At 68.0% G+C, this 11,953-nt stretch carries 14 protein-coding genes; 5 read left to right on the forward strand and 9 right to left on the reverse strand.

Annotated elements, in window-relative coordinates; translation table 11 throughout:
- Positions 1-46: 46 nt before the first annotated feature.
- From H536_RS0119115 to H536_RS0119125, 3 genes are all read right to left on the reverse strand, one after another.
- Positions 47-640, reverse strand: coding sequence for an SCO family protein (locus tag H536_RS0119115; RefSeq protein ID WP_009210135.1), 594 nt, complete (start codon positions 638-640; stop codon positions 47-49).
- 171 nt (positions 641-811) lie between these two features.
- Positions 812-1,006 carry a hypothetical protein gene (locus H536_RS0119120; protein ID WP_155898558.1) on the reverse strand — a complete coding sequence of 65 codons (195 nt, stop codon included), beginning with the start codon at positions 1,004-1,006 and terminating at the stop codon, positions 812-814.
- Positions 1,007-1,104: 98 nt separating this feature from the next.
- On the reverse strand, positions 1,105-2,343 hold the full coding sequence (locus tag H536_RS0119125; protein WP_024351976.1) for an MFS transporter: 1,239 nt from the start codon (positions 2,341-2,343) through the stop codon (positions 1,105-1,107).
- A 207-nt stretch (positions 2,344-2,550) separates the two neighbouring features.
- On the opposite strand from H536_RS0119125, the gene H536_RS0119130 reads away from it, so the two are divergent.
- Genes H536_RS0119130 through H536_RS0119140 form a run of 3 tightly spaced genes read left to right on the forward strand, consistent with a single transcriptional unit; the run spans position 2,551 to position 4,717 of the window.
- Positions 2,551-3,390, forward strand: coding sequence for an AAA family ATPase (locus tag H536_RS0119130; protein ID WP_024351977.1), 840 nt, complete (start codon positions 2,551-2,553; stop codon positions 3,388-3,390).
- Positions 3,391-3,431: 41 nt separating this feature from the next.
- Positions 3,432-3,887, forward strand: a complete 456-nt coding sequence (locus H536_RS0119135) for a GNAT family N-acetyltransferase (RefSeq protein WP_024351978.1) — start codon at positions 3,432-3,434, stop codon at positions 3,885-3,887.
- Positions 3,887-4,717, forward strand: a complete 831-nt coding sequence (locus H536_RS0119140) for a PhzF family phenazine biosynthesis protein (RefSeq protein ID WP_024351979.1) — start codon at positions 3,887-3,889, stop codon at positions 4,715-4,717. The genes H536_RS0119135 and H536_RS0119140 overlap by 1 nt, the downstream gene beginning before the upstream one ends.
- 30 nt (positions 4,718-4,747) lie before the next feature.
- Here H536_RS0119140 and H536_RS0119145 read toward each other — a convergent pair whose 3' ends face one another.
- Both H536_RS0119145 and H536_RS0119150 read right to left on the reverse strand, forming a co-directional pair.
- Positions 4,748-5,083, reverse strand: coding sequence for a helix-turn-helix domain-containing protein (locus H536_RS0119145; RefSeq protein ID WP_024351980.1), 336 nt, complete (start codon positions 5,081-5,083; stop codon positions 4,748-4,750).
- A gap of 7 nt (positions 5,084-5,090) precedes the next feature.
- A complete protein-coding gene (locus H536_RS0119150; protein ID WP_155898559.1) occupies positions 5,091-5,417 on the reverse strand; it encodes a hypothetical protein in 327 nt (108 codons plus the stop codon).
- 111 nt (positions 5,418-5,528) lie between these two features.
- On the opposite strand from H536_RS0119150, the gene H536_RS0119155 reads away from it, so the two are divergent.
- Together H536_RS0119155 and H536_RS24950 are read left to right on the forward strand one after the other, a co-directional pair.
- A complete protein-coding gene (locus H536_RS0119155) occupies positions 5,529-6,719 on the forward strand; it encodes a vWA domain-containing protein (RefSeq protein WP_024351982.1) in 1,191 nt (396 codons plus the stop codon).
- Between the two features lie 116 nt (positions 6,720-6,835).
- On the forward strand, positions 6,836-7,837 hold the full coding sequence (locus H536_RS24950) for a Tim44 domain-containing protein (RefSeq protein WP_024351983.1): 1,002 nt from the start codon (positions 6,836-6,838) through the stop codon (positions 7,835-7,837).
- Between the two features lie 42 nt (positions 7,838-7,879).
- Here H536_RS24950 and H536_RS0119165 read toward each other — a convergent pair whose 3' ends face one another.
- The 4 genes from H536_RS0119165 to ligA all read right to left on the reverse strand — a co-directional run bounded on the left by H536_RS0119165 (position 7,880) and on the right by ligA (position 11,939).
- Positions 7,880-8,176 carry an AzlD family protein gene (locus tag H536_RS0119165; protein WP_024351984.1) on the reverse strand — a complete coding sequence of 99 codons (297 nt, stop codon included), beginning with the start codon at positions 8,174-8,176 and terminating at the stop codon, positions 7,880-7,882.
- Positions 8,169-8,891 carry an AzlC family ABC transporter permease gene (locus H536_RS0119170; protein ID WP_024351985.1) on the reverse strand — a complete coding sequence of 241 codons (723 nt, stop codon included), beginning with the start codon at positions 8,889-8,891 and terminating at the stop codon, positions 8,169-8,171. The genes H536_RS0119165 and H536_RS0119170 overlap by 8 nt, the downstream gene beginning before the upstream one ends.
- A gap of 116 nt (positions 8,892-9,007) precedes the next feature.
- Positions 9,008-9,592, reverse strand: coding sequence for a YbjN domain-containing protein (locus H536_RS0119175; protein WP_024351986.1), 585 nt, complete (start codon positions 9,590-9,592; stop codon positions 9,008-9,010).
- 235 nt (positions 9,593-9,827) lie between these two features.
- The gene (gene ligA / locus H536_RS0119180; RefSeq protein ID WP_024351987.1) at positions 9,828-11,939 is read right to left on the reverse strand and encodes an NAD-dependent DNA ligase LigA; all 2,112 of its coding nucleotides are present in this window, start codon (positions 11,937-11,939) and stop codon (positions 9,828-9,830) included.
- Positions 11,940-11,953 lie beyond the last annotated feature (14 nt).

Below are 11,953 nucleotides of genomic sequence, written 5' to 3' on the forward strand. Positions count from 1 at the left end.
GTGCCGGATCGGAAACCCCTGCATGCCGGTATTCGCGCGGGTTGCGTCAGACGCCGACGAGGCGCTCCAGCTTGGCCAGCGCGGTATCGGGGTTCTCGCCATAGGCCAGCGTGCCGGCGAGTTCCCCCGTCTCGTCGATCAGGAAGGTCGTGGCGGTGTGGTCCATGTTGTAGTCGTCGCCCTCGCCGATCTTGGCCGAATAGACACCCCAGCCCTTCAGCATCGCGGCGATCTTCTCGGGCGAGCCGCTCAGCGCGGTGATGTCCGGGGAGACCGCCTCGACATAGTTCTTCATCACCTCGGGCGTATCGCGCTCTGGATCGACGGTGACGAAGACCACCTGCAGATCGCCGCCTTTTTCCGCAAGCTGCTTCTGGTAGCCGGCCAGCTCGTAGAGCGTCGTCGGGCAGACCTCGGGGCAATGGGTGAAGCCGAAGAACACCGCCGTCGGCTTTGCCCGCAGATCGGCCTGAGTGAAGGGCTGGCCGGTCTCGTCGATCAGCGAGAAGTCCGAGCCGTAGGGCTCGCCGCTGCGGCCGGGGCCGCCCTGGGCGTAGATCAGCGCCAGCGCCACCGCCGCGCCGGCAATCAGCGCCACGATCGTCCAGAGCGCGGCCCGGAACATCTTCACTCCACTCATGTCGTCCAGCGGGCGCCGCATGCGGCCTCGCCCGTCCCCTGCTCGTGCATCTGTCGGTCTGTATTGCAGTGCCGATAGCACGGCGGGAGGCCGCTGCGCGACAGGTACGGTGCTGATCGACGTTCACGAAGGCGCCAATCGTCGCGGCGCCCGTGCCGACCTCGTGTCCTGTCAGAAGCAGGCTGCCCAGTCGGCCTCCAGGAGATGCAGGAAGATTGCTTCGCCATGCTGCGCCCAGCCGGCGACGGCCCCGCCTGACAGAAGCGCCAGCGCGACGACCGCCAGCGCGATCAGCACCGCAGTCCGGCGGCCATGCGTGGCGGCGCCCTGCCGTGGTTCCTCGATCGTCGGGACATCCTGCGTCATCGGCCCGTCCTGCGCCTTCGCTCCGGCCATCATAGCGCCGATCCGCCGGCCACGCACCTGTCGCTTGGCAACGCTCGACGAACCGGTGCCGTGCGCGCTCAGCCCGCAGCGCTCGCTCCCTCGCCGCGATCGGCGGCAAGGTAGTAGAGGAGCGCCGCGCCCGGCATGGCGATGCCGATGGCGCAGATGCCGGTCCAGCCGAAGGTCTCCAGCACCGGGCTGGTCAGGGCCGAGCCCAGCGCGCCACCGAGGAAGAAGGTCGTCATGTAGACGGCGTTCAGCCGGTTCCGGATGCTCGCATCGAGCTGGTAGATCTCGCGCTGGCCGAAGACGAGATTGGCCTGGACGCCGAGGTCGATGAGGATGCCGGCCGCGACCAATGCGACCAGCGAGGTCTCGCCGAACAGGGCGGCGACGAAGGCAATGACGACAGTGGCGATGGCCGCGATGGTGCCGATCCGGGTGTAGCCGCGATCGGCCAGCCGTCCGGCGATGGGCGCGGCGAAGACGCCGAGAACGCCGGCCAGCGCGAACAGCGCGACGCCGCTCGGCGAAAAGCCGTAGGGCTCGCGCAACAGGATGATCGGCGCCGCCGTCCAGAACAGCGAGAACGCCCCGAACATTGCTGCATGGTAGAGGCCGCGCCGGCGTAGCACTTTCTGGTGCACGAACAGCTTGCCGAGGGAGGCGATCAGCGCGCCATAGCCGCGCGTGCCCTCCGGACGCCGCTGCGGCAGCAGCACCAGCCCGGCGACCATCAGCACCGCCACCAGTCCACCGGACAGGCCGAAGACGCCGCGCCAGCCGACATAATCGGCCAGGAAGCTCGCCGCCGGCCGGGCAAGCAGGATGCCGGCCAGAAGCCCGCTCATGACATTGCCGACGACGGCGCCGCGCTCGTCCGGCGGGGCCAGATTGGCGGCGAGCGGCACCAGCATCTGCGCGGCGGTCGACGAGACGCCGACGAACAGCATCGCCGCGAACAGCGCCGTCAGGCCCGGCGCCAGCGCCAGGCCGGCCAGTGCCACGAGATTGGCCGCCATGGTGACGAGGATCAGCCGGCGGTTCTCGACGACGTCGCCAAGCGGCACCAGCAGCACGAGGCCGATGGCGTAGCCGATCTGCGCCACGGTGACGATGGCGCTTTCGGCGGCCACCGACAGGCCGGTATCCGCGCCGATCAGCGCGACGAGGGGCTGGGCGTAGTAGAGATTGGCCGCCAGCGCGCCGCAGGCAAAGGCGAAAAAGACGGTCAGCACCGGGCCGAGGCCGGCCGGCCGCGCGTCTCTCTCCACCATATCCTCGGGCGCGCCTGCGATGGCGGAAGCCTGTGTCATCGTCTGATCCTGTCGGTAGGGGCCGCGGCGGGTTCGGCGGCCTGACGGAGACCGCCGGCGTTTCGCGGTTGCGAGATAGGGCGGCCCCGGGCGGCGATCAGCCCCGTTTGACGGTGCGTTCGGCAAAGACGTCTGCTGCGGCTTGCAAGTGCCCCGCCGGCCCTTATGGTTCCCGCGATTGCGAAGACGACGAACAGGATGACGCGCATGCGCTTTACCGGGACCGACGCCTATGTGGCCGGCAAGGACCTCACCATCGCGGTCAACGCCGCGATCACGCTGGAGCGGCCGCTGCTGGTGAAGGGCGAGCCCGGCACCGGCAAGACCGAGCTCGCCTTCCAGATCGCCGAGGCGCTGGGACTACGGCTGATTCAGTGGACGGTGAAGTCGACGACGCGCGCGGCGCAGGGCCTTTACGAATACGACGCCGTCTCACGGCTGCGCGACAGCCAGCTCGGCGACGAGAAGGTCAACGACATCCGCAATTACATCCGCCGCGGCAAGCTCTGGGAGGCCTTCGCTTCGGAAGAGCGCGTGGTGCTTCTGATCGACGAGATCGACAAGGCCGACATCGAGTTTCCCAACGATTTGTTGCAGGAACTCGACCGGATGGAGTTCGACGTCTACGAGACCGACGAGACGATCCGCGCGAAGCACCGGCCGATCGTCATCATCACCTCCAACAACGAGAAGGAACTGCCGGACGCCTTCCTGCGCCGCTGCTTCTTCCACTACATCCAGTTCCCCGACCCGGAGACGCTGGCGCGGATCGTCGACGTCCACCATCCCCATATCAAGCAGGATCTGGTACGCGCGGCGCTGACCCAGTTCTACGAGATCCGCGAACAGCCCGGCATCAAGAAGAAGCCGTCGACCTCCGAGGCGCTGGACTGGATCCGGCTCTTGGTCGCCGAGGACATCGAGGCCAAGGATCTGCGCGAAAGCCCGACCAAGGCCCTGCCCAAGCTCGCCGGCGCGCTCCTGAAGAACGAGCAGGACGTGCACCTCTTCGAGCGGCTGGCGTTCCTGGCGCGGCGGCAGGGGTGACGGACGGCGGCGCCCGTCGAACGGAACGGACAGGAGCCAGCATGAAGGACGCGGTGCGGATTCGCCCGATCGGGCCGGGCGACGAGGCCGAATGGCGCCGGCTGTGGACCGACTATCTGACCTTCTACGAGGCGAGCGTGTCGGAGGAGGTCTATGCCACGACCTTCGCGCGGCTTCTGTCCGGCGACGACAACGAGTTCCGTGGCCTGATCGCGGAAGCGGATGGCCAGCCCGTCGGCCTCGTGCATTTCCTGTTCCACCGCCATTGCTGGCGGGTCGAGAATGTCTGCTATCTGCAGGACCTCTATGCCGATCCGGAGGTGCGCGGCACCGGTGTCGGGCGCAGGCTGATCGAGGCGGTCTATGCGGCGGCAGACGCGGCGGGCTCACCGACCGTCTACTGGATGACGCAGGACTTCAACACCACTGCGCGCACGCTCTACGACCGCGTCGCCGCGGTGACGCCCTTCATCAAGTACCAGCGGAAGCTCCCGTGATGACCACCCTGCCCCTCTACCAGGTCGATGCCTTCACCGACCGGCTGTTCGCCGGCAATCCGGCGGCCGTGGTACCGCTCGAAGCCTGGCTGCCGGACGCCGCCATGCTGGCGATCGCCGCCGAGAACAATCTGGCCGAAACCGCCTTCTTCGTGCCGGCCGGCCCGGCGCGTTGGGAATTGCGCTGGTTCACCCCGGCGATCGAGGTGCCGCTCTGCGGTCACGCGACTTTGGCCACCGCCTTCGTCCTCACCGAATGTCTCGGCGAGAGCGCGGCGACGCTGACTTTCGTGACGCGCGAATCCGGCGAGCTGACGGTGACCCGCGGCGAGGACGGCTGGTTCGTCATGCGCTTTCCGCGCCGGCACGAGGCCGGCACCGTGGATGCCGCCGAGATCGAGCAGCTGGCCGAGGCCCTGGGCGCGCAGCCCAAGGCGGTGATCTCCTATGCGGTGCCGAACGACACGTCCTGGCTGGCGGTGATGGAGAGCGCGGCCGAGGTCGAGGCGCTCGCCCCCGACATCCGGGCGATCGCCGCCCTGCCGCCGCGCAACGTCATCGCCACGGCACAGGGTGCGCCGGGCTCCGGCCTCGACTTCGTCTCGCGCATGTTCGCGCCCAAGGCGGGCATCGACGAGGACCCGGTCACCGGTTCGGCCCATTGCTCGCTGGTGCCCTATTGGGCCGGCGAGCTCGGCGGAAGCGCGTTCACCGCGCGGCAGGTGTCGAAGCGCGGCGGCGATCTGCGCTGCCGTCTGGAGGGCGAAACCGTCGTCGTGGCCGGCCAGGCGGTGCTCTATCTGACCGGCGAGATCGCCATTCCCGGCTGAGCCGGCATCAAGCGGTCAGGCCGATGCGCCCTATTCCGCCGCCTCGACGGTCTGGGCGGCGTCGATGGCTTCCATCACCAGTTCCGGCCGCCGGGCCAGCACGTTGAGCAGCACCCGGGCCGGACCGGTCGGATAGCGCCGCCCCTGCTCCCAGTTGCGCAACGTCGCGATCGGCACGCCGATCTTCAGCGCGAAATCGGCCTGGGTCAGCTTCAGCTTGCGCCGCAGCCGGGCGACGTCCGGCACCTCGATCTTGTAGCGATGGACGGTGACCTGCGAATCGTCGCCCTGAAACCATTTCAGCGCCTGCTCCAGCGATTCGAGCATATGGGCGTCGGCTTCTTCCTGGGTCTTTCTTGCCTTCATCACGCGCTCACAATCCGAACAGTCGTTTGATTGCATTGATCCGGTCTATCACGGCGAACACCTGCTCCAGAGGCTGCCGCTGCCGAACCGACTGGGGCCGCAACTCGAGAAGCACCAGCTTCGAAAAATCGCCGCTGATCGCATAGATCAGATCGAACTCGCCGAAACTCCATTGCCAAAGCGCTGCGTTTTCCACGTGGGGGCGCCCGATCGCCGGGTCGTTCCCTAAAATATCCAGCGCGCGCTCCTTGGCCGCGCCGCCGAACTGGTAAAGCGCGCAGTCTAGCTCGAAACGCCGCGTCTCGGCGATTTGGATTTCCAGGCTCGAAGCCAATTGCCCCTCATATATACGCCGCTGGCGTAGCGCGATCAACTGCGGCAATGATAGGTTGCGCTTGTCGTCCAGACAATGACTTCCCGCCCCCGCTGCCCTATTCTCGCAACCATGTTCCTGACCTTCTTCCTCAAGCTCAAGGCCGCCGGCGTGCCGGTCACGCTGCGCGAGCATCTCGCCCTGCTCGACGCCATGCGGGCCGATCTCGTCACCTACGATGTCGAGGGTTTCTACTATCTGGCCCGCGCGACGCTGGTGAAGGACGAGCGCTTCATCGACCGCTTCGACCGGGTCTTCGGCGACGTCTTCAAGGGCGTCGAGGCGGTGTCCGGCGAGGCCGGCGACGGCGTCGACGCGCGCGAACTGCCAGAGGAATGGCTGCGGCGACTGGCCGAGAAGCACCTCACCGACGAGGAGAAGAAGCTGGTCGAATCCCTTGGCGGCTTTGACAAACTCATGGAGACGCTCAAACAACGGCTGGAGGAGCAGAAGGAGCGCCACCAGGGCGGCTCGAAATGGATAGGCACCGGCGGCACCTCCCCCTTCGGCGCCTATGGCTACAATCCGGAAGGCGTGCGCATCGGCCAGAAGGAAAGCCGCCACCGGCGGGCCGTGAAGGTCTGGGACCGGCGCGACTTCCGCGACCTCGACGACAGCATCGAGCTGGGCACCCGCAACATCAAGGTAGCCCTGAAGCGGCTGCGCCGCTGGGTGCGCGACGGCGCCGAGCAGGAATTCGACCTCACCGGCACGATCCGCGCCACGGCCGAGCACGGCTATCTCGACGTCAAGACGCGGCCCGAGCGGCGCAACGCGGTCAAGGTGCTGCTCTTCCTCGATATCGGCGGCTCGATGGACGATCATGTCCGCGAGGTCGAGGAGCTGTTCTCCGCCGCCCGGTCGGAGCTCAAGCACCTCGAATTCTTCTATTTCCACAACTGCCCCTATGAGCGGCTGTGGCAGAGCAATCACCGCCGCCATGCCGAGGCGATCCCGACCATGGACGTCCTCAACCGCTTCGGGCCGGACTACCGGGCCGTCTTTGTCGGCGACGCCTCGATGAGCCCCTACGAGATCGCCATGCCCGGCGGCTCGGTGGAGCACTGGAACGCCGAGCCCGGCGCCGTTTGGCTCGACCGCTTCACCCGGCAATGGTCGAAATCGGTCTGGCTCAACCCGGTGCCGCGCCAGCACTGGGACTGGACCCAGTCCATCGCCATGATCCGCGAGGCCATGGAGGACCGCATGTTTCCGATGACCCTGAAGGGCATCGAGGCGGCAACGAAGACGTTGTCGCGCTGAAACGGTGGCGGACTGTCCGGTTTCCGCCCGTTCTGCATGCATAATTTTCAGGCAGCCATAGCGCTGCGATCCGGCATTCCCCATATTGGGCGGGACGCAACCAGACGGGAACCGACATGGCCAACCGCCTTCGCCTCGGCTCGCTTTTCGCGAGCCTTCTCTTTGTCTTCTCCTTCGTCGCGGTCGACTATGCCGACGCGCGGCGTGGCGGCAGCTTCGGCAGCCGGGGCTTTCGCACCTATCAGAGCGCGCCGGCGACCAGGACGGCCCCGAGCGCCGCGCCCGTGCAGCGTTCGATGACGCCCGGCCAGGCGACGCAGCCCGGCGGCAGCGCCGCGCAGAGCGCCGCCGGCGCCCGGCGTCCGGGCCTCTTCGGCGGCATCGGCGGCGGCCTTCTCGGCGGCCTGATGCTGGGCGGCCTGTTCGGCATGCTGATGGGCACCGGTTTTGGCGGCATGGGCGGCTTCCTCGCCCTTCTGGTCCAGGGCCTGCTCATCGGTCTCGGCGCGATGCTGCTGATCCGCTTCTTCCGCAGCCGCAATCCGAGCCCGGTCCGTGCCAACGGTTCCAGCCCCACGGAGCGCCGCGCCTATGAGGAACCGGCGCAGCCGGCCGGCAATGGCGGTTTCCGCATTCCCTCGATCGGCTCGGGCGCAGGTCTCGGCGGCGGCGCCGCGGCGGGCGCGGCAACCCCGGCGGCCGAACCATCCGACGAGATCGGCATCACCGACGCCGACCTCGACACCTTCGAGCAGAAGCTGCACGAGGTTCAGGCGGCGTTCTCGCGCGAGGATTACGCCGCGCTGCGGACGATCACCACGCCGGAGATCATGTCCTATCTCGCCGAGGAACTGTCGGAGAACGCCACGTCCGGCCGCAAGAACGACGTTCTCGACATCAAGCTCGAGCAGGGCGACATCGCCGAGGCATGGCGCGAGGGCCACACCGAGTATGCCAGCCTCGCCATGCGCTATTCGTCGATCGACGTGATGCGCGACCGGACCACCGGCGAGGTCGTCGAGGGCGACCCTGACACCCCGACGGAGACGACGGAATTGTGGACCTTCGTGCGCGACAAGGGCGGCGACTGGAAACTCTCCGCCATTCAGGAAACCTGATCTCTCACGGGCCGGCTCTGCCGGCCCGTTTTCTTGTGAGGCTCAGAAACCGGCGGCGCGGGCGAAGGCGACCATCGCCGTGCCGATCGCCACGGTGACGATCAGCGGCAGCCGCAGCGCCAGGACGATGCAGACCAGGATGGCGATGCGCTCGGGCCAGCCGCCCGACACCAGCGCCGGGGTGACGATGGTCGTCAGCACCGCCGCCGGCACGGCGTTCAGCGCCGCATCGAGGCGCGGCGGAATGCTGCCGATGCGGGCGAGCAGCAGATGCCCGCCGGTGCGGGTCAGATAGGTCAGGCCGCCGGCCAGCAGGATGATCCACCAGATCTCATCCATGACGATCCTCCCCTTGCGCGGGTGCGGCCGCCGGCTTCGGCGGCATGAGCGCGGCGACGGCGATGCCGGCGAGGCCGCCCAGCGTCACGTGCCAGGGCGGCCCGAGGGTCAGATAGACGACGATGGACGCCGCCGCGCTGGTCAGTGCCACCGGGTAGAAGCCGCTGCGCGCGCGAAACGTCATCAGCAGCGTCAGAAAATAGACCGGCAGGATGAAATCCAGCCCGTAGCGCGACGGATCGTCGATCAGCGACCCGAACACCGCGCCGAGCGCCGAGGAGGCGAGCCAGCCGACATAGAGCACGCAGCCATAGGCGAAATAGAAGGTCTTGGTCAGCGGCTGGACGCTGGCGCGCGCCTCGGCGGCGCCGAACACCGGATCGACCAGGAAGAAGAAGGCCATCGCCTTCTGCAGGCCGGAGAAGCGATGCAGGTGCCGCCCGACTGAGGCCGAATAGAGCACGTGCCGGAAGTTCAGCGCCACCACGGCCAAGAGCACCGACCAGACCGGCGCGCCCAGCCCGATGAGCTGCAGCGCCGCGAGCTGCGAGGCCCCGGCATAGACCGTCGCCGAAAAGCCCATGGTCTGGGCAAAGCTCAGCCCTTCCGCCGTCGCGATCGTGCCGTAGACCATGCCGAAGGGCACGACGGCGAGAAGCACGGGCAGAAGCTCGCGCAACGCCGCGCGGATCTCCGATCGGGTGGTCTCGGTCACTGGACACTCGGGGTTTGTGGATGGGCGCGCGCCGATTACTCAGCCCGGCTTATGCTTCTTCGATGCGCCGCACACAAGCCGTGCCCGGATGAACGGCGCGTTGCGCCGCCCCCGGCTCAGAGCGACGGGTCGAGAATCTGCGCCTCGAACTCGGCCAGCGCGATGGTCCAGCGGTCGAAGGCGTCGTTCAGCTGCGTGCGGGTGACCCCGCCGCGCAGCGACAGGTTCAGCTCGACCACCGGGTACTGGTCCTCGGTCTGATACGCCTTGTGAAACGGATGCGTGCGGTTCCAGGCGTTCAGCGCGTCGAGCGCCACGTCGGGCCGGTCCCATATGGCGTAGAAATTGGCGACCTCGCAGTCCGTCCCGTCGGTGCAGTCGAGGAAGAACAGCTGGTAGGCGACGCCGTTGATGATGCCGGTGATCACCGGATCGCCCGTCTCGGTCGTCACGAGCTCGGCCTCGCCATAGCCTTGCGCGATGTCGAGGATGGTGTCGGTGTCGTCGGCGCGCAGCATGTCGGCGGTCATTTCGGCCGCCTCGGTGCCCGATTTCGCCGCCAGCGACCGCGACAGCAGGCCCGGCTCCTCCTCGACGGCCGGCGGCGTCGAAACGGCGGTGGCCGAGACGGCTCCCGCGGAGATGGTGATCAGGGCGACGGCAAGACCGGTGCGCAGGAGGCGCGGCGGGCAGAGGAGCATAGGGATTCCTTGTTCGGACGCCGCCAATCTCTGCCTTGTATCAAGGACCTGCAAGCCGCGATCGGCTCCGCCCTGCGGTTCTGGCGGCGACCGTGGCGGGGATACATCGTGCCCGCCCGGCGGCCCCGACGTCAGGTGCTCCGCGCAGAAGGAGACGGTGACGGTCCGCCGACGCCGGCCCGGCCATCACGCCGGCGCCCGAGCCCGAACCGGAGATTGTCGCGGCGAATCGCCGTCAGGCGTCGCGGCCGATCCGCACGAACCAGGCATCCTCGTCGATCACCTCGACGCCAAGCTCGGCGGCCTTCTTCAGCTTCGAGCCGGCGCCCGGCCCGGCGACGACGAGATCTGTCTTCTTCGACACCGAGCCGGCGACCTTCGCCCCCAGCCCCTCGGCCATCGCCTTGGCCTCGTCCCGCGTCATCTTCTCCAGCGAACCGGTGAAGACGATGGTCTGGCCCGAGACGGGGGACGTTGCCGCCGGCTGTTCGGCCGGCTGCACGTCGAGCTCGGCGACGAGGTCCTCGACCAGCTTCAGATTGTGGTCCTCGGAGAAGAACCGCGCCGTCGCGGTGATCACGGCGCCGCCGATGTCGTCGAGCGCGTCCATCTCGCGGCTCGCTTCCTCGTCGCCAGCCGCCACCTTCAGGGCGGCCTCGTGGAAGGCCTCGAAGGTGCCGTAGGCCCGCGCCAGCGTCTTTGCCGTCGTCTCCCCGACATGGCGAATGCCGAGGGAGAAGATCAGCCGGTCGAGCGGGATTGTCCGCCGCGCCTCGATCGCCGCGAAGAGGTTCTTCGCCGAGACCTCGCCGAACCCCTCCTTGTCCTTCAGCTTCTTCAGCCCCTCCTGATTGCGGCCGTGCATGCGGAAGATGTCGGCCGGCGTGCGGACCTGGAAATCGGGATCGTCGTAGAACAGGTCGATCTGCTTGTCGCCGAGCCCCTCGATATCGAAGGCCTTGCGCGAGACGAAGAGCTTCAGATGCTCGCGGCGCTGGAAGGGGCAGGCGAACTCGCCGGTGCAGCGGCGCACGACGCTCTGGGCGCCCGAGGCGGTTTCCTCGCGCACCACGTCGGTCTTCAGCTCGCAGGGACAGGTCGTGGGAAAGGCGAAGGGCTCGGCATCCTGCGGGCGCTTGTCCGCGACGATGCCGAGCACCTGCGGGATGACGTCGCCGGCCCGCTGGATCTGCACCGTGTCGCCGACGCGCACATCCAGCCGCTCGATCTCCTCGGCATTGTGCAGCGTCGCGTTGGCGACCATGACGCCGCCGACATTGACCGGGTCGAGCTTGGCCACCGGGGTCAGGGCACCCGTGCGGCCGACCTGGATCTCGATTGCCCGCAGCACCGTCGTCGCCTGCTCGGCCGGGAATTTGTGGGCGATCGCCCAGCGCGGCGAGCGCGAGACGAAGCCAAGGCGCTTCTGCAGCGCCAGGTCGTCGACCTTGTAGACGACGCCGTCGATGTCGTAGCCGAGCCCGGCCCGGTTCTCCTCGATCGCGTGGTAGTGCGCGATCAGCCCCTCGATGGTCTCGAAGCGCTTCATCTGCGCGTTCACCGGAAAGCCGAAGCCTTCGATCGCCGCGACGACCTCGGTCTGGGTCTCGCCCGGCACCTCGCTCGCCTCGCCCCAGGCATAGGCGAAGAACTGCAGCTTGCGGGCGCGGGTGATCCCCGCGTCGAGCTGGCGCAGCGATCCGGCGGCGGCGTTGCGCGGATTGGCGTAGACCGGCTTGCCCTCCTCGGCCTGGCGGGCATTGAGGTCGGTGAAGGCGGCATGGCTCATATAGACCTCGCCGCGCACCTCGAAGACCTCCGGCGCCCTGCCCTTCAGCCGGTTCGGGATGTCGCCGATGGTCCGGGCGTTGCGGGTCACGTCCTCGCCGGTGGCGCCGTCGCCGCGGGTCGCGGCCGAGACCAGCTCGCCCTTCTCGTAGCGCAGCGACAGCGACAGGCCGTCGATCTTCGGCTCGGCGGTAATGGCCAGCGGCGCGTCGTCGTCGAGCTTCAGGAAGCGGCGCACGCGTTTGGCGAAGTCGGCGACGTCCTCGTCGGAAAATGCATTGTCGAGCGACAGCATCGGCACGGCATGGCGGATCTTTCCGAATTTCTCCGAGACCTCGGTCCCCACCCGCGCGGACGGGGAATCCTCGCGGATCAGTTCGGGAAAGCGCGCCTCGATGGCGGCGTTGCGCCGGCGCAGCGCGTCGTATTCGGCGTCGGTGACGGTCGGCGCGTCCTCGCGGTAATACGCCCGGTCATGTTCGGCGATCTCGCCGGCCAGCCGTTCCAGTTCGGCCGCCGCCTCGTCCCTGTCCAGCGTCTCGACCGCCTTGTCGCTCATCGCCCGTCCGAATC

Origin of the sequence: Aurantimonas coralicida DSM 14790, from assembly GCF_000421645.1 — a bacterium.
GTDB classification, from domain to species: Bacteria; Pseudomonadota; Alphaproteobacteria; order Rhizobiales; family Rhizobiaceae; genus Aurantimonas; species Aurantimonas coralicida.

Excerpts from the sequence above, each read along its gene's own strand:
- H536_RS0119115 (WP_009210135.1), bottom strand. The coding sequence starts at position 640 with ATGAGTGGAGTGAAGATGTTCCGGGCCGCGCTCTGGACGATCGTGGCG.
- H536_RS0119120 (WP_155898558.1), bottom strand. The coding sequence starts at position 1,006 with ATGACGCAGGATGTCCCGACGATCGAGGAACCACGGCAGGGCGCCGCC.
- H536_RS0119125 (WP_024351976.1), bottom strand. The coding sequence starts at position 2,343 with ATGACACAGGCTTCCGCCATCGCAGGCGCGCCCGAGGATATGGTGGAG.
- H536_RS0119130 (WP_024351977.1), top strand. The coding sequence starts at position 2,551 with ATGCGCTTTACCGGGACCGACGCCTATGTGGCCGGCAAGGACCTCACC.
- H536_RS0119135 (WP_024351978.1), top strand. The coding sequence starts at position 3,432 with ATGAAGGACGCGGTGCGGATTCGCCCGATCGGGCCGGGCGACGAGGCC.
- H536_RS0119140 (WP_024351979.1), top strand. The coding sequence starts at position 3,887 with ATGACCACCCTGCCCCTCTACCAGGTCGATGCCTTCACCGACCGGCTG.
- H536_RS0119145 (WP_024351980.1), bottom strand. The coding sequence starts at position 5,083 with ATGAAGGCAAGAAAGACCCAGGAAGAAGCCGACGCCCATATGCTCGAA.
- H536_RS0119155 (WP_024351982.1), top strand. The coding sequence starts at position 5,529 with ATGTTCCTGACCTTCTTCCTCAAGCTCAAGGCCGCCGGCGTGCCGGTC.
- H536_RS24950 (WP_024351983.1), top strand. The coding sequence starts at position 6,836 with ATGGCCAACCGCCTTCGCCTCGGCTCGCTTTTCGCGAGCCTTCTCTTT.
- H536_RS0119165 (WP_024351984.1), bottom strand. The coding sequence starts at position 8,176 with ATGGATGAGATCTGGTGGATCATCCTGCTGGCCGGCGGCCTGACCTAT.
- H536_RS0119175 (WP_024351986.1), bottom strand. The coding sequence starts at position 9,592 with ATGCTCCTCTGCCCGCCGCGCCTCCTGCGCACCGGTCTTGCCGTCGCC.
- ligA (WP_024351987.1), bottom strand. The coding sequence starts at position 11,939 with ATGAGCGACAAGGCGGTCGAGACGCTGGACAGGGACGAGGCGGCGGCC.